General features: G+C 61.7%; 24 protein-coding genes. 16 read left to right on the top strand and 8 right to left on the bottom strand.

Annotated elements, in window-relative coordinates:
* Positions 1 to 57 precede the first annotated feature (57 nt).
* From FF098_RS09845 to hemC, 3 genes are read right to left on the bottom strand one after another with little or no spacing between them, the layout of a single operon-like run.
* Positions 58 to 1,659, bottom strand: a complete 1,602-nt coding sequence (locus FF098_RS09845; RefSeq protein WP_155140015.1) for a mitofilin family membrane protein — start codon at positions 1,657 to 1,659, stop codon at positions 58 to 60.
* A gap of 35 nt (positions 1,660 to 1,694) precedes the next feature.
* Entirely contained in the window at positions 1,695 to 2,411 is a 717-nt protein-coding gene (locus FF098_RS09840) for a uroporphyrinogen-III synthase (protein ID WP_155140013.1), read from the bottom strand.
* A 10-nt stretch (positions 2,412 to 2,421) separates the two neighbouring features.
* Entirely contained in the window at positions 2,422 to 3,390 is a 969-nt protein-coding gene (gene hemC / locus FF098_RS09835) for a hydroxymethylbilane synthase (protein ID WP_155140011.1), read from the bottom strand.
* 180 nt (positions 3,391 to 3,570) lie between these two features.
* On the opposite strand from hemC, the gene tsaD reads away from it, so the two are divergent.
* The 3 genes from tsaD to FF098_RS09820 are packed head-to-tail and all read left to right on the top strand — an operon-like array spanning position 3,571 to position 6,004.
* Positions 3,571 to 4,656, top strand: a complete 1,086-nt coding sequence (tsaD, locus tag FF098_RS09830) for a tRNA (adenosine(37)-N6)-threonylcarbamoyltransferase complex transferase subunit TsaD (protein WP_373291491.1) — start codon at positions 3,571 to 3,573, stop codon at positions 4,654 to 4,656.
* Positions 4,653 to 5,687: an NAD(P)H-dependent glycerol-3-phosphate dehydrogenase gene (locus FF098_RS09825; RefSeq protein WP_155140007.1), complete on the top strand. Its 1,035-nt coding sequence runs from the start codon at positions 4,653 to 4,655 to the stop codon at positions 5,685 to 5,687. The genes tsaD and FF098_RS09825 overlap by 4 nt, the downstream gene beginning before the upstream one ends.
* Before the next feature lie 26 nt (positions 5,688 to 5,713).
* On the top strand, positions 5,714 to 6,004 hold the full coding sequence (locus FF098_RS09820) for a YciI family protein (RefSeq protein ID WP_155140005.1): 291 nt from the start codon (positions 5,714 to 5,716) through the stop codon (positions 6,002 to 6,004).
* Between the two features lie 38 nt (positions 6,005 to 6,042).
* Here FF098_RS09820 and FF098_RS09815 read toward each other — a convergent pair whose 3' ends face one another.
* Positions 6,043 to 6,459 carry a hypothetical protein gene (locus FF098_RS09815; protein WP_155140003.1) on the bottom strand — a complete coding sequence of 139 codons (417 nt, stop codon included), beginning with the start codon at positions 6,457 to 6,459 and terminating at the stop codon, positions 6,043 to 6,045.
* A 183-nt stretch (positions 6,460 to 6,642) separates the two neighbouring features.
* Between FF098_RS09815 and FF098_RS09810 the strand changes: the two genes are divergently transcribed.
* From FF098_RS09810 to FF098_RS09760, 11 genes are all read left to right on the top strand, one after another.
* Positions 6,643 to 7,410: a response regulator gene (locus FF098_RS09810; protein ID WP_166426462.1), complete on the top strand. Its 768-nt coding sequence runs from the start codon at positions 6,643 to 6,645 to the stop codon at positions 7,408 to 7,410.
* Positions 7,411 to 7,431: 21 nt separating this feature from the next.
* A complete protein-coding gene (locus tag FF098_RS09805; protein ID WP_155139999.1) occupies positions 7,432 to 8,175 on the top strand; it encodes a Crp/Fnr family transcriptional regulator in 744 nt (247 codons plus the stop codon).
* Positions 8,176 to 8,265: 90 nt separating this feature from the next.
* The gene (locus FF098_RS09800; protein ID WP_155139997.1) at positions 8,266 to 8,670 is read left to right on the top strand and encodes a hypothetical protein; all 405 of its coding nucleotides are present in this window, start codon (positions 8,266 to 8,268) and stop codon (positions 8,668 to 8,670) included.
* Between the two features lie 13 nt (positions 8,671 to 8,683).
* Positions 8,684 to 8,845: a hypothetical protein gene (locus FF098_RS09795; protein ID WP_155139995.1), complete on the top strand. Its 162-nt coding sequence runs from the start codon at positions 8,684 to 8,686 to the stop codon at positions 8,843 to 8,845.
* Between the two features lie 103 nt (positions 8,846 to 8,948).
* Entirely contained in the window at positions 8,949 to 9,164 is a 216-nt protein-coding gene (locus FF098_RS09790) for a hypothetical protein (RefSeq protein WP_155139993.1), read from the top strand.
* Positions 9,165 to 9,169: 5 nt separating this feature from the next.
* Complete coding sequence (locus tag FF098_RS09785; protein WP_155139991.1) at positions 9,170 to 10,978, top strand: PAS domain S-box protein; 1,809 nt, start codon at positions 9,170 to 9,172, stop codon at positions 10,976 to 10,978.
* Positions 10,979 to 11,043: 65 nt separating this feature from the next.
* Positions 11,044 to 12,471, top strand: coding sequence for an alpha/beta hydrolase (locus FF098_RS09780; RefSeq protein WP_155139989.1), 1,428 nt, complete (start codon positions 11,044 to 11,046; stop codon positions 12,469 to 12,471).
* Between the two features lie 162 nt (positions 12,472 to 12,633).
* A complete protein-coding gene (locus tag FF098_RS09775; RefSeq protein WP_373291490.1) occupies positions 12,634 to 13,455 on the top strand; it encodes a DUF817 domain-containing protein in 822 nt (273 codons plus the stop codon).
* Between the two features lie 120 nt (positions 13,456 to 13,575).
* Complete coding sequence (locus tag FF098_RS09770; RefSeq protein WP_155139987.1) at positions 13,576 to 13,836, top strand: YjhX family toxin; 261 nt, start codon at positions 13,576 to 13,578, stop codon at positions 13,834 to 13,836.
* Positions 13,837 to 13,939: 103 nt separating this feature from the next.
* Positions 13,940 to 14,902 (top strand): N-acyl homoserine lactonase family protein, encoded by a 963-nt coding sequence (locus FF098_RS09765; protein WP_205967460.1) that lies wholly within the window; start codon positions 13,940 to 13,942, stop codon positions 14,900 to 14,902.
* A 122-nt stretch (positions 14,903 to 15,024) separates the two neighbouring features.
* Positions 15,025 to 15,282 (top strand): hypothetical protein, encoded by a 258-nt coding sequence (locus FF098_RS09760; protein WP_155139985.1) that lies wholly within the window; start codon positions 15,025 to 15,027, stop codon positions 15,280 to 15,282.
* A 6-nt stretch (positions 15,283 to 15,288) separates the two neighbouring features.
* Here the strand turns inward: FF098_RS09760 and gshB are convergent, their stop codons facing one another.
* The 4 genes from gshB to rsmI all read right to left on the bottom strand — a co-directional run bounded on the left by gshB (position 15,289) and on the right by rsmI (position 18,202).
* Positions 15,289 to 16,248: a glutathione synthase gene (gene gshB / locus FF098_RS09755; protein ID WP_155139983.1), complete on the bottom strand. Its 960-nt coding sequence runs from the start codon at positions 16,246 to 16,248 to the stop codon at positions 15,289 to 15,291.
* 42 nt (positions 16,249 to 16,290) lie between these two features.
* Positions 16,291 to 16,857 carry a BON domain-containing protein gene (locus tag FF098_RS09750; RefSeq protein ID WP_155139981.1) on the bottom strand — a complete coding sequence of 189 codons (567 nt, stop codon included), beginning with the start codon at positions 16,855 to 16,857 and terminating at the stop codon, positions 16,291 to 16,293.
* A gap of 140 nt (positions 16,858 to 16,997) precedes the next feature.
* Positions 16,998 to 17,366 carry a YraN family protein gene (locus FF098_RS09745; RefSeq protein WP_166426461.1) on the bottom strand — a complete coding sequence of 123 codons (369 nt, stop codon included), beginning with the start codon at positions 17,364 to 17,366 and terminating at the stop codon, positions 16,998 to 17,000.
* Complete coding sequence (gene rsmI, locus FF098_RS09740) at positions 17,366 to 18,202, bottom strand: 16S rRNA (cytidine(1402)-2'-O)-methyltransferase (protein ID WP_155139979.1); 837 nt, start codon at positions 18,200 to 18,202, stop codon at positions 17,366 to 17,368. The genes FF098_RS09745 and rsmI overlap by 1 nt, the downstream gene beginning before the upstream one ends.
* Positions 18,203 to 18,392: 190 nt before the next feature.
* Between rsmI and FF098_RS09735 the strand changes: the two genes are divergently transcribed.
* Both FF098_RS09735 and FF098_RS09730 read left to right on the top strand, forming a co-directional pair.
* Positions 18,393 to 19,739: a penicillin-binding protein activator gene (locus FF098_RS09735; protein ID WP_155139977.1), complete on the top strand. Its 1,347-nt coding sequence runs from the start codon at positions 18,393 to 18,395 to the stop codon at positions 19,737 to 19,739.
* Positions 19,740 to 19,761: 22 nt separating this feature from the next.
* On the top strand, positions 19,762 to 20,397 hold the full coding sequence (locus tag FF098_RS09730; protein WP_155139975.1) for a hypothetical protein: 636 nt from the start codon (positions 19,762 to 19,764) through the stop codon (positions 20,395 to 20,397).
* Positions 20,398 to 20,400 lie beyond the last annotated feature (3 nt).

Here is a 20,400-nt window from a genome sequence, read left to right as displayed (position 1 = left end):
CGGGCCTTGTCATTGTGTATCTGTGTGGGCAGGCGCTTGACCTGGCTATGGGCGTCTTCAGCCGGCCTGGCTAAGGACGTTGTTGGTCAGATTGTCCAGCGTCTGATCAGCCTCGACCCGGGCACGGGCTTCCTCGATCCACGGCTCCATCGCGTCAGCCGGCTCGCCTTCCAGCGCTGCCAGCTCGCGCAGGGCTGCTTCGAGATCACCATTCTCCAGGCTTGCCTCGGCACGGGAAATGATCGCAGACGGACTATCGCCGCTCCGGGCACCGACCTTGCGGACAGAAAACAGGCCGACGAAATTCGCCCAGAACTTGCCGAGCGGGCTCGTCGCTTCCTCACGGCGCGCCGCCGCCAGCGCAGAGCGCGCCGCATCGAGGAAGGAATATTGCAGATAGCTCATCGGCGGCAGGCCATCTTCGGCATTCTCGCGCAACTTGCGCACCGGTGCGTTGGCCCCGGTCAACCGCTCCAGCACGGCCAGCTGGTCACCATACGGACGACCGGAATACATCTGCCGCTGAAGGTTGGAGACAGCGAGCGCAATTGCCGCCTGTTTCGTTGCCGCGGCGACATCCTGTGTCTGGATCTGCTCGATGCGGGTTTCCAGCTGCGCGATGCGCTGTTGCGAGCGGCGATCCTGTTCGGCGAGCGCCGTGTCGATCTCGCGGCGCAGGGCCTCGATCTCGCGCGCCTGACGCGCATTGGTCTGGCGCTGTTCGGCCAGCGCAGCGCGGGTCTCCTGCAAGGCTGTGTCGGTTTCCGCCTCCGCGGTCACCGCGCCTGTTGCCGTCTGAGCCCGCGCTTCGCGGGCAGGGGCAGTAGATGTCTCTTCGGTGGTCGCCTCGGCAGCGTCATCCACCTGTGCCATCTGCTCGCCAGCCTGATCGTCAGACCGAGTATCCGTGTCAGCCTCTGTATCGTTCGCCGCCATCGCGGTTTCAGGCGTCTCGCCTTCATCCGTTACAGGTTCCGTTGCCTCGGCTTCAGCGGATTGTGCCTGCTCCCGGCCCTGACGCTGGCGGGCCCGCTCGGCGGCAGCTTCCCGGCGTTGCTGGGCCAGCTGCGCGGCGGTTGGCTGCGCTTCCTCTTCAGTCGCCTGAGCTGTCTGAGCCGGCGCCTCTTCGGCATCCTGCTCCTCGCGGGCTGCCTGTTTCATCCTGTCAGACTGATTACCGGTCTTCTCGGCTGGCACTTTCGCTACCTGCGTCTCCTCGCGGGAAGTCGCCGGCACCGCCGGGGCTTCCTCGGCAGGCACGTCCTGCGGATCGCCCATCTCCGGCGGACCATCCAGCGCTGCAGTGACAGGGCTGGCGTCGTTAGCTGCCACCGGAGGATCGCGGTCATCTGTGTTGCGGGAGAGGTAAGAGAACAGGGTAAAGGCGGCAACCAGCACGAGGATACCGGCAAGGATCAACCCCGGGGACATCAATCCGCCCGGCTTGGCGGGCTTGTCCTGATCAGCCGGAGTATCTTCAGTATCATGCGTCGTTTCGGAGGCGGAATAGGTCTCGCCGCCCGTCTCGGCGCTTTCTTCGTCGACGATTTCGGTCTCGACCTCTTCCGGCTGTGTCCTGCCATCGGAGGCTGATGACGTGTTCTCGTTCTCTGGCTTGTCGTTTTCCGGCTGGTCGTTGTCGGTCTTGTCGGCTGCCATGAGAGTCTCTCTTCCCGTTATTTCCGTCTCAATTCCTATGTGCGTCCGCCAGCGGCAATGTCAATGATTGCGCGGGCATCCGGCTGTTCTGCCGCTATGATAGCACGCGCGGGCAAACCAGACAGCGCCTCTGCCACAGCCTTGCTCAGGCAGATCAACCGCACGTCCTGAAGGGTATCCATCAGCCCCTCGCCCTCGACCAGCTCGCGGAACAGTCTGGCAGTGCGCGGCGAGAAAAGCGTCACCGCCTCCACGCGCCCCTCCTCCAGTCCCGCACGCAGCGCTTCCGGCATCTGGTGAACGGCTTCTGCCCGATAAAGTTGCTGCCTGAAGGCTGAAATACCTGCCGCCGTCAGCGCCGCGACCAGATCGCCTGCCTGATGCGAGCCGGTGACATGCAGGACCGGCCCCTGCTCGCCCGACGCCGCTATCAGCGCAGCAAGGCTGTCGACCGAGCTTTCAGCGACGCCCGCAACGCAGAACCCAGCCCCCCGCGCCGCCTCCGCACTCGCCGGACCGACGGCATAGACAGGCAGCGACCGGTCAGCGGTCGCCCGGGCCAGCGCCCGCACGCCATTGGCCGAGGTCACGGCGAAAGCCGATGCGTCTTCAATCTCGGTGTTCGTTTCGAAAGCGATATCAATAAAAGGCGCAATCAGCGATGGCAGGTTGGCCTCATCCAGCTGCCTGGCGAACACGTCGGCATCGGGCTGCGGGCGGGTGACGGCGATCAATCTGCTGTCCTTACCCATTCTGCCCCCCTCAATGCGATGCCTGACGGATCAGCTGGCGGATTGCCGGTGACGCCGCCTCATAGATCTCTTCGGCAATGCGCAAGCCCTGTGCCATCGCCTCGGCGATCCGGGCACGATAGCTGTCGCCGGTCAGGCGCACGGTCTCGTCATGATAGACTTCCTCACGGCCATCGAGGGTCAGCAGCTGGGCGCGGAACCGCATCTCGCTGCCATTCATGGTCGCCAGCCCGGCAATCGGCGTGCGGCAGGAGCCGTCGAGCCGGGTCAGGAAGGCCCGCTCCGCCGCGCTGGCGAGGCTCGTCTGGCGGCATTCGATCTTTTCCAGCAACCGCGCCGCTTCCTCGTCATCGGCCCGGCACTGCACGCACAGAACACCCTGGCTGACGGCCGGCAACATTTCTTCCGGTTCCAAAACGGTCCTTTCGACGTCGTTTCTATCGAGACGTTCCAGCCCGGCCTCGGCAAGGAAGGTCGCCTGCGCCTGACCATCTGCCAGCTTGCCCAGCCGCGTGCCGACATTGCCGCGCATCGGCACGATCTGCAGGTCCGGACGGCGATGCAACAGCTGCGCGGCGCGGCGCACGGAGGAGGTACCGACGACCCCACCTTTCGGCATCTCCCAAGGGCTTGATGCTATCGGGGATATAAATGCATCGCGGGCATCGTTGCGCACGGGAACCGCCGCCACCATGAGCCCGTCCGGCATTTCCGCCGGCATGTCCTTCATCGAATGGACGCCGATCCGCGCAACGCCATCCAGCAAGGCCTGCTCGACTTCCTTGGTGAACAGCCCCTTGCCGCCGATCTCAGCGAGCGAGCCGGACAGGCGGCGATCGCCCTCGGTCACATAGGTGCGGATCGGGATTTCGCCTGCATCGGGCACCGCTTTCAGGATCATCTCGCGCACCATTTCCGACTGGCGCACGGCCAGCGGCGACTTTCTCGATGCGATGGTGAACTCGGCCCTGTCCGGCATTTGGGTCCCGTGTAAGATGGCGTTGCGCCTTGGCGCAGGAGAATGATTGCCCGGGCGGCATTTTCCGTCTAGGCACGGGCGCTCCCTTAGCGGTTTTAGGCCGCAACGGAAAGAGCACCGGCGCCGCACCCATATAGATTTCAGGGCCAGTTTTCGGATTTTCAGGCGATGAACGACACGATCACCATTCTCGGCATCGAGACCAGCTGCGATGAAACCGCCGCGGCGGTGCTGCGCCGCCATGGCGACGGCACTACCGAAATCCTGTCGAACATCATCCACACACAGGATGACCACGCCGCGTTTGGCGGGGTGGTGCCGGAGATCGCCGCCCGCGCCCATGTCGAGAAGGCCGACCAGGTCGTCACCCGGGCGCTGGAAGAGGCGGGTATGACTGATGGCGGCATCGATGCCGTCGCCGCCACGTCGGGTCCGGGCCTGATCGGCGGGGTCATGGTCGGCATGATGACGGCCAAGGCCTATGCGCTGTCCCGGGCCATACCGTTCATCCCGGTCAACCATCTGGAGGGCCATGCCCTGTCCGCCCGGCTGACCGAAGACTGCCCCTTCCCCTACCTGCTGCTCCTCGTCTCCGGTGGCCATACCCAGCTGTTGCGGGTCGATGGCGTGGGGCGGTATGCCCGCCTCGGCACCACGATCGACGATGCTGCTGGCGAGGCGTTCGACAAGACCGCCAAGCTGCTCGGGCTCGGCCAGCCGGGGGGACCGAAAGTACAAGCGGCCGCCGAGACAGGCGACGCGACCCGGTTCGATCTGCCCCGGCCCCTCCTCAAACGGCCCGGGTATGACTTTTCTTTCTCCGGGCTGAAGACAGCCGTACGTCTCGCCGCCGAGGAGCTTGCGCCGCTGTCGGACCAGGACATCGCCGACATCTGCGCCTCGTTCCAGCGCGCCGCCGCCAAACATCTCGCCGCACGGACCGAGCGGGCGATGACGGACTTCGAGATTCCGGCTGGTGACACTGGCCGGCTGGTTATTGCAGGCGGCGTCGCGGCGAATACCGAAATTCGCGCCGCCCTGACGGCGCTGGTCGATAGCAAAGGCTGGACCTTGCTCGTTCCGCCTTCGAAATATTGCACAGACAACGCTGCAATGATCGCCTTGGCTGGCGCGGAGCATCTTGTGGCAGAAGGCGCACCGCCCCTCGCAGAGACCCTCGCCCTCGCCCCGCGCGCCCGCTGGCCGCTTGACGAGAACCCCGAAGGCAGGCGTCATGGCGGCGGCAAGAAGGGTCCGAAAGCATGAGCGATACGACAGGCAATACCAGTCCCTATCAGAACATCCTCGTCGCCGGCGGCGGCTCGTGGGGGACTGCCCTCGCTACCCTCACCGCCCGCGCCGGTATGGCCACGACATTGTGGGCGCGTAACGCCGATGTCGTTGCTGCGATCAACGAGCAGCACGACAACACGGTCTACCTGCCGGGCATACCCCTGCCGGAAACCCTGACCGCGACCACAGATCTGCCTACCGCCCTGGAGGCCACCGACGCGATCATCTTCGTTATCCCGGCCCAGTATGCCCGCGAGAATCTTGCCGAAATGCGCCGCATCACCGGGGGCAAACCCCTGCCGGTTGCCCTGTGCTGCAAGGGGATCGAGCGCGGCACCGGCGCCCTGATGACCGAGGTGATTGCCGAGGCCTGGCCGGAGGCCATACCGGCTATCCTGTCCGGGCCTTCCTTTGCCGCCGATGTCGCCAAGGGCCTGCCGACGGCCGTTACCCTTGCCTGCGCCGACCAGTCATCGGGCGAACGCTGGGCGCAGACGATAAAGGCGCCCCATTTCCGGCCCTACCTGACGGCTGACATGATCGGTGCCGAGCTGGGTGGCGCGGTCAAAAATGTACTCGCCATTGCCTGCGGGGTCGTCGAGGGCAAGGGGCTCGGCGAGAGCGCCCGCGCCGCGCTGATGGCTCGCGGCTTTGCAGAGTTTCAGCGCCTTGGTGTAGCCCTCGGCGCCGACGCCCAGACGATGGCCGGGCTGTCCGGCCTTGGCGATCTGATCCTCACCTGCTCCTCACGCCAGTCCCGCAACATGTCGCTGGGTTACGAGATCGGCCAGGGCCGCACGGCGCAGGAAATCATCGCAGAACGACAGACCGTGTCGGAGGGCGCAGCCAGCGCCGGTCCCCTGATGAAACTTGCCGGCGAGGCGGGTGTTGATATGCCGATCTGCGCTGCCGTTGCCGAGCTTGTCGAGGGACGGATCGGCGTCGACCAGGCCATTCTCGGCCTGCTTGCCAGACCGCTCAAGAAAGAAGGCGCGCCTGACTAAGTGCCCGATCAGAAGGATTTCCAGCCATGCCGCACTTCATCCTCATCTGCCGCGATGGGCCGGACGGCCCTGCCAAGCGCCCGAATGTCCGCCCCGAGCATCTCGACCATGTGGCCGACCACGGCAGCAAGGTGAAGATTGCCGGGCCGTTGCTCGATGAGGAGGGAAATCCGTCTGGCAGCCTGTTCCTGCTGGACATGGCGGACCGCGCAGAAGTCGAGGCCTTCGCCGCCGAAGACCCCTACCAGAAGGCGGGCGTATTTATCTCACGGGAGATCAGGCCATTCAAAATCGTGGTGGATAATCTGTCGGAATAGCCCGTTTCGAGGCCGAAAGAGCTTCGATGCCTCAAGGCTTATTGCAGTGAGACCCGCTTCATGTAGAGACGGCAGCTGCGCTGGCTCAGGCGATTGTCGGCGCCGTTCACCCAGCCCTCTGTCCAGGCATTGCCGCCTTCAGCACCCAGCTCTGCCCGGCAGGAAGAGAACCCACCGCGATAGGCGACGGACTCGATGCCGCCGTTATCGCCACCAACACTCTCGCTGCCCTTTGCAAAGCCTGTTTCGTAGCAGGTGCACAAATCCGTCTCCCGCACGCCGGTAAAAACGGCCGCCTCGCCGGCAGTGGCGGCGGGTGTACGCGCATAGGCCGATCCGGACTGGCCGGCGCCGATGGTGACAAACTGGAAACCGTTCTGGAACAGCACGAGAGAGCCAGCCGCAATGACGGCCAGAACCAGAATTCCCCCGAAAATTACTTCAATTCTGGTCATCGCACTTCCCCTCCGATCCGGTTAACGGATCATAAACCAATATTAACAGAATAATATCTAAACTCTTCGAGGCCAAGGGTGTTCCTTCCACCGCGCCGAAATTATGCCCTTTTATTGATTTTTGGCGAGATCAATCGAACTTTATCAATCCTGTATTGTATATTATATCGTTGAATGACCATGATGAGCCACGCGTCACATATAGCCACTGTCCGGCAGTTTGCCCGGGCGATCTTCGCCGACCGACTGATCGGCGACGAGCTGACTCGTCTTGCCCTCGCCAAGGTCAATATCGATCCCAAGAGCTCCACTGAAAGCCTGCCCGACTTGCTCCATGCCTTCCTGCATACATGGCGCATGGCCTCTTCCGGGCGCCGGTCGGAGGAATCGCTGTTTTCCGACGAAGCGCTGCTCGCCGCGCTGCCCGAGCCGCCGGGTAACGAGCGCCTGATGCTGCTGCTCGTCGATGTCATGAACTTCACCCCCGAAACGGCTGCCCAGATCATTGCCGTGAAGGGTCAGGACCCGCTTTCGATCCTGCAAAAGGGCCGTCAGGTCATCTCCCTGCCGCGCAGTGCAAAGGCGATCATCATCGAGGATGAGCCCCTGATTGCCGCGGACCTGCGCGATATCATGACATCCATCGGTGTCGAGGTGTGCGGCGAGGCCAATACCGCGGACAAGGCGATTTCCATGTCGCAGCAGAAAAAGCCGAACATCATTCTGGCCGATTACAACCTGATCGGCATGAAGACCGGTGCCGACGCCGTCATGGAGATTCAGGAATCCCTGAATTGCCCTGTCGTCTTTATCACCGGTTATCCTGAACAGGTCCTGACCGGTGAAGACGTCGAGCCGGACTTCGTTATTGCAAAGCCCTACCGTATCGAAAGCGTCAAGGCTGCTGTCGCGCATTGTCTCGACGTGGAGCGCGCGCAGATAATGCATTAGGTCCGGGGGGAGGTTGAAGACGTGCAGCCCCTGTTCAGGCGATTATCCTATTACTCAAAGCTTACGGACGAAGATGGCAAGACGCTATCCGGCATGTCCTTGCGCGATCATTCCTACGCGCCAGGTGAGGACATCATCCGACGTGGCGAGAAAACCAGCCAGGTTTTCGTCATCAAGCAGGGCTGGGCCGTGCGCTACATCACGCTGGAGGATGGGCGCACCCAGGTCCTGAATTTCATGCTGCCGGGGGACATTTTCGACCTGCAGGTCTTCCTGGACGACGAGGTTGACCATTCCGTTGCCGCCGTGACCAAGGTCACGACCACCGTAGTCAATTCCGATTCCATCCTGTCCCTCTTTGCACAAGGATCTTCCATTGCAGCAGCCCTGTGGTGGACGACCGTGCAGGAGGAAGGCATCCTGCGCGAGCAGATCGTACGCAATGGCCGACGTACTGCGCGCGAGCGCGTCGCACACCTCATCCTCGAGCTTCACCGCCGGGCGCGCATTGTCGGCGACGCCGGGGCGGACTGCATGGAGCTTCCAGTCAGCCAGATCCTGATCGCCGATTGCCTTGGCTTGTCATTTGTTCACGTTAACAGGGTCTTGAGAGGCCTTGAAAAGGAAGGTCTGATCAAGAAGAATAAGGGCGTGTTGACGATCCTCGACCGGGCGAAGCTTATCGAGACAAGCGGTTACTCCGAAGAGCACCTGCATCTCAATGGACCGCCCCGCCGCCTGAGCTTCATGGCGGTCGCTGAATGACCGGCACCGCTGCCAGTGGCTTAACATGGATCAACGACATGACGGGCACCATGCCCGACACTATGCACTCTGTCAGAGGGAGGCCTGTATATGCATGAGGCCCGTGACATCATCGCCCGGACGCGCCGGTTCGCTCACCTTATCGCCAGCAATGCGGAGGAAGCGGATCAATTTGTCTTCGATGTGGTCGAGGCAGAACAAGTCTATCTGTCAGCTGATTTCGCGGAAGATGGTCTGCGCGATCACCTCTATCGTTCCCTTTGTGACCGACTGGCCAGCAAGCCATATGCACCGGAGGACAAGGGCGGCGGCGACAGCGATGTCCAGCCCGCTATATGGCGTTTCCGCCAATTGCCCATGGACAACAGGCTTGCATTCGCCCTGATGGTCATCGAGGAGATCCCGTCCGCTTCAGCCGCAGGTATCCTGCGTATCCCGGACACGACCCTTGAGAAACGGATCCAGCAGTCCAGACGGATGATGTTCGAGGATTAGGAGTCTACAGAAGATGAGTAAGGACCGGCATGAGTCGGCGGCCCGACAGTCACCCCAGGTCGCCGAAACCGTTCTGAAACAGTACAAAAAAGAACTGCTCGACGCACCGCTGCCAGAACCTCTGGAAAACTTGCTTGCGGGGCGTCAAAAGAATATTTCTCAAAAACCGCGTTAACGGCATAATATCGAAACTTGCACGGCACAGGAAAACCCGGCACCTAACCTTGCTGAGGCCTGAATGGCTGGGTAGTTGTCGGTGTTGAACAGAAGGACGGCGAATGTCAGACTCTGGCGACAGACAGGAAAAGCGGATCAGTAAGCTTCAGATCCTCGTCACGGATACGGAGCTTGCCGATATCGATGACTGGCGCTTCGAGAACCGGGCCGCCAACCGGTCTGCGGCCGTGCGCGCCCTCATCGTGCTGGGCATGGAGATGTGCAAGAAGCACGCAGACGAGGCCAAATCGATCATGAATGACATGGACGATGTTTGATCTGAATGGTGCCACCGGAAACACATAAAACCGGCCACGATACTCCCGGGAGCCCGGTCCGCGACGCAGATATCGAAGCGGGCCTGCCGGCAAACCTGAGATACAGGCCCCCGCTGCGCTGGGGCGACCTGTTCCTTCCAATCCTGCTCTTCATTGCCTTCCTGACCATTGCCGCGGTCATTACGGTCACGGATACGGCGCCGGCCTATGGCGGCTATCTCGCCATCATATTCGTCGGGCTGACCTATCCGTTGCCCTGGTCGCGCATTTCCTATGGCGCGGCGCTGGTCTCCACCCTCGCGCTCTTCTACTGGTATGGCACCAGCCTGATGTCGCAGCAGGATGCCATTGCAGGGCTGATCATCTCGCTCGTCGCCGTGTGGTCGATCGCCTTTGCGATTTCTCATATCCAGCATCTCGAAAGCCAGGTCGATACCCGCGACAAGCAGCTCGACCTCGCCATGGACGCCTCCGATATCGGCATCTTTCATTGGGACCTCAAGACCAACCGGGTCTACACCCATGGCAAGCTGCGCGAATTATGGGGTCTGCCATCCGAAGGGCCGGTCTATTCCAGCGATATCGTCACCCGCGTTCACGAGGACGACCGTGAGGAAGTGCAGGACGCACTGACCCGGGCCCTGCGCGGTGAAGGCGAGTACAATTCCGAATTCCGCATCCGCGATCGGCGGACGGGCCGCATCCGCTGGCTGCTCGGACGCGGCCAGGTAATCCAGACCGTTCGCTCGCGCCGGCTCTACATGACCGGTACAAATCTCGACATTACCGCCATCAAGGAAGAGCAGATGCGCATCCGCTCGATCCTCGACGGGCTCGGCGTCCTTGCCGGGCTGCTGACGACCGACGGCAAGCTGGTCGAGGCCAATTCCCGCGCGCTGGAAACGGCAGACCTGACCGCGGACGATGTCATCGGCAAGCCATTCTGGGAGACATACTGGTTTTCCCATGACCGTATCGAGCAGACCCGCCTGCAACAGGCGATAGAGCGCGCAAAGCAGGGAGAGATGGTGGAATATGACGCCACCATTCGCATCGCAGAGGATGAATACGCCACCATCGCGTTCTTCCTCTCGCCCGTCATGGACAGCAACGGCAATGTCACTTACCTGGTCCCTTCCGCGGTCGACATAACGGCCCGCAAAAAGGCCGAGGAACAGATCCGCCTGCTGGTGCAGGAGCTGAACCACCGCATCAAGAACCTGTTCTCGGTGACCAATGCGCTGATCAACCTGTCGGCCCGGCATGCAACGGATGTCGACAGTTTCGTACAGGCGACCCTGCAACGGCTGCAGGCGCTGCACACGTCTCACACAATTTCCGGTGCCAGCGTGACCGAGGCGACGTCCTTCTACAAACAGGTCGATGCCGAAAAGCTCGCCGAGAAGGCCGTTGCACCCTATTCCCTCGGACAGAACGAACGCATCTCGATAGAGAGCAATGGCATGGTGCTCGACACAGGCCAGGCGACGGCTTTCAGCCTTATCCTAAACGAGCTCGCCGCCAATTCCGTCAAGCATGGCAGCCTGTCTGCCGATGGCGGCAGGGTTTCCATCCTCTGGTCACCGAATGAAGACGGCGGGTTTAGTTTCGACTGGAGAGAGGCAGGCGGCCCGCCGGTCGGACAGCTGGAAGGGCGCGGTTTCGGCCACTCGATCATAGCGTTGCTGGCCCGAAACTATCTCGATGGCGAGTGCATTTTCGGCTCGGACGAAAACGGCTTTACCTTCAACATCACCTCCATCTCCGAAGAGGACGAGGAGGAAGAAACCGCCATGAGCCAGTCTGCCGAATAGCCGCCGACAATCCGTTTCCTATACTTGCCGTCTTGATCTACCCTCCTCGCAACCGAGGAGGCATCATGATCCGTACCGTCCTTTACCTGACGCTCTGCATCCCGACATTTGGCCTCACCGCCGTGGCGCAGGATATCGCAGCGCCCGCCACGCAGGCTGAAGCAGCCACGCCACCCCCTTCGCCGGAGGTACTTTCAGGCTATTGGCGCGGTGCCCTGGTGCAGGATGGCTCGGTGCTCAATCTCATCGTCCATATCAGCGAAAACGAAGAGGGTGCCCTCGTCGCCGCGACCGAGATCGAGGACTGGCTGTGGTACGGTATGGGCGATGGGGATGAGGTTAGCATCAACGCCGATGGCACGATAACCATCGAGGGTCTTTATTCCGGCGATGCGACGCTGCAATATGACCCCGCCTTTCGCCAGATGAAGGGCACGGTCGGCACCGACCCTGTCCGCACGCTTCATCTGAAGCCGATGCCCGCCCCGCCGGCAAAACGATTTACCGACAGCGAGGTAACCTTCACCTCAGCTGACGGGACGCAGCTCGCAGCAACGCTGGTCATGCCCGATGGCCCCGGCCCTCATCCGGGCCTCGTTCTCGTGGCCGGGCGTGGCTGCAGCGAACGGTATGAAGAGTATGGGCAGGAACGTCTTTATGCAGAGTACGGCATCGCGACAATCGTCTATGACAAGCGCGGTGCCGGTGCCTCCGAAGGCGATTGCGACAGCTTCACGCAAGCAGACCTCACCGCCGATGCGCAGGCGGCGCTCGCCTTCCTGCAAGCCCAGCCACAGGTCGACCCGGCCCGAACCGGCATGCAGGGCACGTCCGCAGGCACATGGGTTATCCAGAATGTCGCAGAGCTGGCACAGAGCGATCCGCAAGCGCCACAGCCAGCCTTCCTCGTCACCTGGATCGGGCCTGCCACCTCGATCATGCAGCAGCAACGCGCCTCGGCAAAGACCTTCGGCGACATGCTCGGCCTGAGCGACGCCCAGATCGACCTCGTCTATGACGTGCTCGATATCTCCGTCAGCCGCACTCTGGCGGACGAAGAGATCTACGCCCGCCTGCAGGAGATCGAGACGCAGGCAGAGGATGAAGGCTGGAAGGGCGACATGTTCGGCGATACCGATTTCGCTTCGTCACCGGAAACCGTCGATGCCCTTTGGATCAGGCGGTTCGAGTATGACCCCGCCCCGATGCTGGAAAGCCTGACCGTTACGCCATACCTCGCCGTCTTCGGCGAGGATGACCCGGTCGTTCCCTATGCGGAGAATGTCGCCGCGCTGAAAGCGGGTCTCGATGCGGCTGGCAATACCAGCTATCGCATTGTCGGCATTCACGGTCAGGGCCATGGCTTCGAGCATGGCAATGAGACAGTCACGCTGCCGGACGGCACCTACTACTTCAAGTTCGACACGGTAGAACCGCTGTTCTTCGGTAGCGCCATCGACTTCCTGCGCGAAAACGGCTTCGCCCCGTACTAGCCACCTGACAGCCTTACCCTTGCCGGAAAATCACGCCATACCCGATGATGGAGTGAGGCAAGCAACGAGCGGGACGTGACGCACACCAACGAGCCATACCAGCCGGACAGCGACAGCCGCGTCGACCAGACGCTGGCGCGCATATTTCCCGTCTGGGAACGACTGGCCGGCAGGGCACTACCCTCCTGGCTGGTCAAGGCGCTGACCGAATTCCTCGCCTTCGGCATCAAGCAGGCCTGGGCCTGCCTGTTCGGCGGGCTGATGCTCGCCGGCATCATCGCCACCGCCTTCTGGCCACAAGCGCTACCCATCGCCCGGTATGACTTCCTGTTTCTCTGGGCAATCCTGATACAGACCAGTTTTCTCCTCACCCGGCTGGAGCGTCCGCGCGAGGCGCTGGTCATCCTCATCTTCCATATCGTCGGCACGGGGATGGAGCTGTTCAAGACCGCTGCCGGCTCTTGGGTCTATCCGGAGGAAAGCCTTATCCGCCTCGCCATGTTCGGCGGCTCGGTGCCGCTCTTCTCCGGCTTCATGTATGCCGCCGTCGGGTCATACCTTGCCCGCACCGTGCGTACCTTCGATTTTCAGTTCACGCACTACCCGCCGCGTTGGGCGACGGTCATCCTCGCCGTCCTGATCTATGTGAACTTCTTCACCCATCACTACCTGCCCGATATACGTATAGGCCTTTTTGCCCTCGCCGCCATTCTCTATGGCCGCACCTTCGTGCACTACCGGGTCTGGCGCTGGCAGCACAGGATGCCGCTGCTGCTCGGCTTCTTCCTCGTCGCCCTGTTCATCTGGCTGGCGGAAAATATCGGCACCGCCACCTCCGCCTGGCTCTACCCGGACCAGCGCGAAGGCTGGCGCATGGTCTCCTTCGCCAAGATGGGCTCGTGGTATCTCCTCATGCTGATCAGCTGGGTTCTGGTAACGCTTGTCCACAAACCGCACAAACTTGACCGCCAGCAATATCGGTAGTACCCAAGGTCCAGACATACTGGAGAAACCATGTCAGAGATTGTCGCATAGCAACCGATCATCCGGGTACGGGGCACACCCCTCGTACTGATCCGTTGACCTATCAGGACATCTCAATCAATGAACATTTCAAAGGCAGAGCAGCGCACGCTGCATGTGTTGGCGCGTGGCGGTTGCATCGCCGTCGAAAAGGACGACAAGGGCCGTATCATCAAAGTCAATTGCGTGACGCCGGAAGGCTGGAGCCTTGCCGACTGCACGCTGGCGCTTTTCAAAAAACTGAAGAAACGCCGCTTCATCGCGTCTTACGACAGCCGTCCCTACACCATCACCTATGATGGCCGCAAAGCCGTCAGGGGCCAGCTCGACAACAGGGGCTGACCAACCAAACGGGTAACCAAAAGGGCAGCGGTCACCCGCTGCCCTTCTTCACGCAAACATTCTTTGCACGGGCTCGGCACACGCCGTAAAATCAGGTGATCGCATGAACGACCGAAAGGGGAGCGAGACCATGAAATATTCCACCAGCCTGATTGCCCTTGCCTGTCTGCTCGCCGCAAGTGCCTGCGGAGGTCAAGACGATTCCGCCACCGAAACGACCTATCCCGACACATCCGAAACCGTCACGCCGGACGCAACTGACGGGGACGTTACACAAGGCGATGCCAGCGACAGCATGGCGTCCACCGCACCGACACCTGCTGGCATCGAGCTCTACACCATGAATTGCGGAACCATTGCCGTGTCGGACCTCGATATCTTCGCTGTCTCCGGCGACTATGCCGGCATGGAGGACACGCTGACCGACAGTTGCTACCTGATCCGCCATCCGGAAGGCGACCTGCTCTGGGATCTCGGCCTGCCCGCCGCCCTTCTGGAATCCGGGCCGCAGAACAATCCGCCCTTCACTGTTTCGCTCGAAACATCCCTCATCGACCAGCTGGCACAGCTCGACCTGTCACCAGCCGACATCGAGTATGTCTCGATCTCCCACATGCATTTCGACCACACCGGCCAGCCGGAAGCGGCAGAGGGCGCGACATGGCTCGTCCATGAAGCCGAGCATGACGCGATGTTCGCCGAAGAGACGGCAGAGCAATACCAGGGCTTTACCGCGTTCGAGACGACGAAATTCACTGGCGATTACGACGTCTTCGGCGATGGCAGCGTCATGATCCTCGAACTGCCGGGCCACACGCCGGGCCATACCGCACTTGAGGTAAAACTCGCCGAGACCGGCACGGTATTGCTGACCGGCGACCTCTATCACCGCAACCAGAGCCGGGAAGAGCGCCAGGTGCCGCGCTTCAACACAGATGTCGATCAGACCCTCGCCTCGATGGACACATTCGAAGCCATTGCTGAAGAAGAACAGGCTCTCGTCGTCATCCAGCACAGCCCGTCTGACGTCGCCGACCTGCCGGAGTTTCCAACGCCGCTGCGGTAAGGCACAATCAGAATAGCGGTTAAAGCGGCGGGCTTGGCCCCGCCGCTTTACATTGGCGAATCTTTGATGTTCTTATTTTGTTCGAATCGTGCCTTACTAACCAAAATTTTGGGAGAATTGATATGCACGATTTAGAAGTCTCGGTTGACCTCAAATGTAGGGATTGCGGCTCGAACAAACTTCAGGTGGAGTCCGATAGATCTCCAGATTCAGCAATTACTTGTGCAGCCTGCAAAGCTACTCTGGGTACTTTGGAGGAATATGAAAAAATAGCGCAAACAGAGGTCGAAAAGTACGCTTACGCTCATTTTGGTCTTCCAACGAAAGAACTCGCTGAACTTGGCATTAAAGTTACAAGCGAGACCACCTGGAGCTCCTAAGCATCTCTACCCCCGCCGTTCTTCGACCCAGTCCCAGAACAGGGCCGAGATATCGGCGCCGCCGAAGCGGCGCACTTCCTGCACGCCGGTCGGCGAGGTGACGTTGATCTCGGTCATGTAGTCGCCGATGACATCGATGCCGACGAGGACCAGCCGCCGTTCCTTCAGGGCCGGACCGATGGCAGCGCAAATCTCCTTGTCACGCTCGGTCATTTCCACGGGCGTCGCCTTGCCGCCGACATGCATGTTGGAGCGGGCCTCGTGGTCTGCCGGCACGCGATTGATGGCCCCGACCGGCTCGCCATCGAGCAGGATGATGCGCTTGTCGCCCTTGCGAACCTCGGGCAGGTATTTCTGCGCGATCACCGGCTCGTCATAGAAATTGCGGAACATTTCCAGCAGCGACGAGAAGTTCTGATCTCCTTTCGTCACCGAAAAGACCCCCGCGCCGCCATTGCCATAGAGCGGTTTCAGGATAATGTCCTGATGCTTGTCACGAAACGCCCTCAGCGCGGTCTCGTCAGACGTGATCAGCGTCGGCGGGATCAGTTTCGGGAAGTCTAGGGGGAACAGCTTTTCCGGCGCGTTGCGGATCTCGCGCGGGTCGTTCAGCACCATCACATCCGGCAGCAGATATTCCAGCATATGGCAGGCGGTGATGTAGCGCATGTTGTAGGGCGGGTCCTGGCGCACCAGCACCACGTCGACGCCGTGCAAGTCGACCAGCTCCAGATCGTCGCCCCCCGTTTTGGCCCACTCCACATGCTCGCCCTGCTCGCGCTTCAGGCCCGCCACCTTGCGGACGCGGGCGAAGACGCGGTTCTTGTCGAGACGGAGGTTGTGCGGGTGATAGACCCAGATCTCGTGGCCGCGCTTGTGGGCCTCCAGCGCCATGTCGAACGTAGTATCGCCATGGACCTGGACGTCTTCCATCGGGTCCATCTGGATCGCAATTTTCAGGGTCATGTCGCGTCGCTTTCTAAAAGGCCTGTATCTCAGGCCCTCTATCTAGCGCGTTACGCGGGAAGGATCACCCACATACATGACATGGCTCACGACCTTTTTCACGCCGTCGATGCGGCGGGCCTGTTCGGTCGCCCGGGTCAGCTCGGTCGGGCCCTGCGCGACGCCCAGCATGTAGACAACGCCGTTGGACACCGTGAACTGGTAGTTGCGCCGAACGACACCCGTATCGGTCAGCAGTGCAGCGGCAAGGCGCTGGTCGATCAGCGCGTCGCGGGTGCCCTGCTGGAACGATGTCTTCTCGCCGACGATGATCTCGTTGATCACCTGCTTCACATTGGGGGAGTTCTGCGCCAGCCGCTCAAGATGGGCCTTGCCTTCCTCGGTACGCATCGAGCCGGTCAGCATCACCCGCGCCTCGAAAACGGTGATATCGACGTCGGAATAGTCGTATTTCTCATCCTTGACGAGGTTCGCCTTCAGCGCGATGTCGGCTGCCGCATCATCGACATTGCCGCCGATCGTGCGGTTCTGGGCGCAGCCGGTCGCCAGCATGGTCGCGGCGCACAGGGCGATCAGCGCTTTTGTAGAGATCTTCAGTGTCTTGTTCATGGTTCAAATCCTCTCTGGACCCGAAATAACCGTTCAAAAATGCCGCGTAACGCCGGGCAATACCAGTGACATAGAGTTCAGGATGGTTAACGCCCGGTTACCGAAACGCTACCGGGCGGAAATAACGCTACTCACTCGACCTAGTCGCCTGATCTCCAGGCATTTTTATGGTGCCTTGGTGTCAGATTGCGGACAGTGATCAGGTCATACCGGCAGGCCGGCTCAGGGTGGAGACGCCTGTGGCGGATGAACTGTTCCGCCGCGACGGCGATCCGCTGGCGTGCCTGCGGGGTAACGGCGGCAATACCGGCCTCGTGGCTCGTCCTTGCCTTGACCTCGACGAAGACGAGTATGCCCGCTTTCGAGGCGATAATATCGACCTCGCCGCCCCGGGCCTTCCAGCGCATGGCAAGAATGCGATAGCCCTTCAGCCGCAGGAGTATGGCCGCGATGGATTCGGCAAACCGCCCCCGCCGCTCGGCTTCCTGTCTTAAGGGGCGTGGCGACACTACCGCCCCTTCTTCAGGGTCAGCGCGATGTCATACATCTGCTTGCGCGGCAGGCCAGTCTGTTCGGCAGCGATCGTTGCCGCCTCCTTGACCGAATGGTCCTCCAGCAGCTGTTCGATGATCGCCTCGGCATCGGCCGCGCCCGGTTCGTCCTCGGCAGGCGGATGGACGACCACGACGATCTCGCCTTTCGGCGCACCTTCTTCCATATAGACAGCGGAAAGATCGCCCGGCAGCCCTTCGCGCACTTCCTCGTGCAGCTTGGTCAGCTCTCTCGCCACCGCTACCTTTCGCGACCCCAGCACCTCGGCCATGTCGGCAAGACAGGATGCGAGCCGCGGACCGGTCTCATAGAAGACCAGCGTCGCGGGAACCGCCTTCAGCGCTTCCAGCTCGCTCTTCCGCGCACCGGACTTTACCGGCAGGAAGCCCGCAAACAGGAAGCGGTCCGTCGGCGCACCCGCAACCGACAGCGCCGCGACCATCGCCGATGGCCCCGGCAAGGTGAAGACGGCAAGCCCGGCATCGCGCACTTCGCGCACCAGCTTGTAGCCGGGATCGGAAATCAGCGGCGTACCAGCATCCGAGACAAGGCAGATGCGCGCGCCGCTTTCCAGCCGCTCCAGCACCTCCGGCCGCACACGGGCGGCGTTATGGTCGTGATAGGCCTTCATCGGCGTCTTGATCGAATGCGCATTGAGCAGCTTGCCTGTCACCCGCGTATCTTCGCACAGGATCAGGTCCGCCTCGCGCAGGGCCTCGATCACCCTGAGGGTGATGTCTTTCAGGTTACCGATCGGGGTCGCTGCCACATAAAGGCCGGGTTGAAGGCTCATGCCTTGCTCTATGCCAGCTTCCGACCTCTTCTGTCACCAAAACATGTATTGCCTGACGCAAGGCGGTTGCTAGACTGGGCACAACCGACACAGTATGCGTTGCGGGTGATTACCCCGCCTGTACAGCATGTTTCACCCGCCCACCCGGCCAAGCGAGCCACGTCAGGGGCGATGAGAGGGCAAGACCGACATGAACCGTTTCCTGAAGATTTCCCTGTTCGCCACGCTGGGCGCAAGCCTGTTCCTTGCCGGGTGCGAGACGACAGCACCGGTCAACCAGCCGCGCCCGCAGCCGCCGGTCATCGCCCAGCCGCAGCCGCAGGAGCCTGTCGAGGAAGAACCGGAATTCGAGCCCTACGACCCGAACGAATACGTCACCACCGAACAGCTCGGTGACAAGGAGCCGGTGCGCGTCGCCCTCCTCCTGCCGATGACCGGCTCGTCGGAGAATGTTCGCGTCATTGCCGAGGCAATGTCCAATGCTGCCCAGATGGCGGCTTTCGAGGCTCAGAATGACCGCTTCCTCCTGATCCCCAAGGACACGGGCGGCACAGCTGAGGGCGCCCGTGCCAAGGCAGAGGAAGCCCTTCGCGAGGGCGCGGAAATCGTGCTCGGCCCGCTGCTGTCCTCCTCCGTCGAGGCCGCTGCCGAAGTTACCCGCCGCGCCGGTGTACCGATGATCGCCTTCTCGTCAGACACCCAGATTGCCGGCAATGGCGTCTATCTCCTGTCCTTCCCACCCGAGATGGAAGTCGCCCGGGTGACGGATTTCGCAATCAAGCGCGGCTATACCCGCTTCGGCCTGCTCGCCCCGCAAACCGAATATGGCCAGCGCGTCCGCAATTCCTTCTATGAGGAGACCTTCGTGCGCGGCGGTGTCGTCGTCCACGAGGAACAATATGTGCCCTCGCCGGACGCGATGATGCAACCGGCCAAGCGCCTCGCCCAATATGCCGGCAGCTGCGCCGATGTTTCCGCCCGCAACGAGCTGGGCATGGCAACGAACTCGACGGGTACGTCCGGCTCTGGCTACCAGGCCGTTTTGATGCCGGAACAAGGCACGAATTTGCGGGCGCTTGCGCCGCTGCTGCCCTATTACGATGTCAATGTCCGCTGCATCAAGGTGCTTGGGGTTTCGTCATGGAACAACCCGCAGCTGACGCGCGAGCCGGCGCTTTCGGGCGGCTGGTTTGCCGCGCCGGACCCGTCCCAGTCGGAGGCTTTCAACCGCCGCTATGCCAGCGTCTACGGCTCGCAGCCGCCGCGCCTTGCCTCTCTTGCCTATGACGCGGCCCTGCTGACGGCCAGCCTCGCCGACCTGCCGAAATTCAATCGCTATTCGGCCTCCAACATCGCCGACCCGAACGGCTATCTCGGTGCCGACGGCCTGTTCCGCCTGACCCTCGATGGCCGGGTCGAACGCGGCCTTGCGATCCTGGAAATCAATGGCGGCGGCATCCGCGTCATCGACCCCGCGCCGACCAGCTTCGTCACCCAGACCTCCATGCTGCCAGACGCCATGCTAGAAGGATACTGAGCACATGGACAGGGCAGGTATCATGAAGCGTTATCTGCGGCTGGCTGCCATCACAGCCCTTGCAGCATCGCTAGGTGCCTGCGCCATGACGGCAACGACCAGCACCAACAGCTATGACCTGCCGACGGAGACGCTGGCCAAGGCCACCGCGACCATGGATGGCGGGCCATTCTGCTATACCGAATACGAGACGCTCAATGACGAGATCCCGTGGATGGTGCGCAACGGCCATGTCAGCACCTGCGCCATCACATCGGTCTTTCATGGAGACGCGATCTCCATCGCCACGCCGGCAGATACCGGGACCGGCAACAGATGCTCCGTCTATTCCCTGGAGACGGGCGAGCGCAGCGACAGGCGCTGCATGGCCGTGACGAAGACCAACCCCGTCTACGACACGCGCATAGACTGCTTCCAGCCGGAAAGGCGCATCCCCGGCGAACCGGTCATTGGCGCCCCGTCCGGATGGCGCTCCGGCGTGTGCACGCTTGTTATCGAAGAAATTGAAACCGGCGACCCTGTCGCGACCCTGCCGCTTGGCTATGACCGGATCGACGATGCCCGCCCGCTGACGGCGGATATTTCCGAAGACGGGAAATGGATCATCGTCATGGACACCCATGGCAAGGTGCATTCCTTCCGCACGGATAATCTCTGACCG

Source organism: Aquisalinus luteolus, from assembly GCF_009712425.2.
Lineage (GTDB): Bacteria > Pseudomonadota > Alphaproteobacteria > Caulobacterales > Parvularculaceae > Aquisalinus > Aquisalinus luteolus.
The sequence above is the reverse complement of the archived record's forward strand: the minus strand, read 5'-3'. Positions and strand labels throughout refer to the sequence as shown.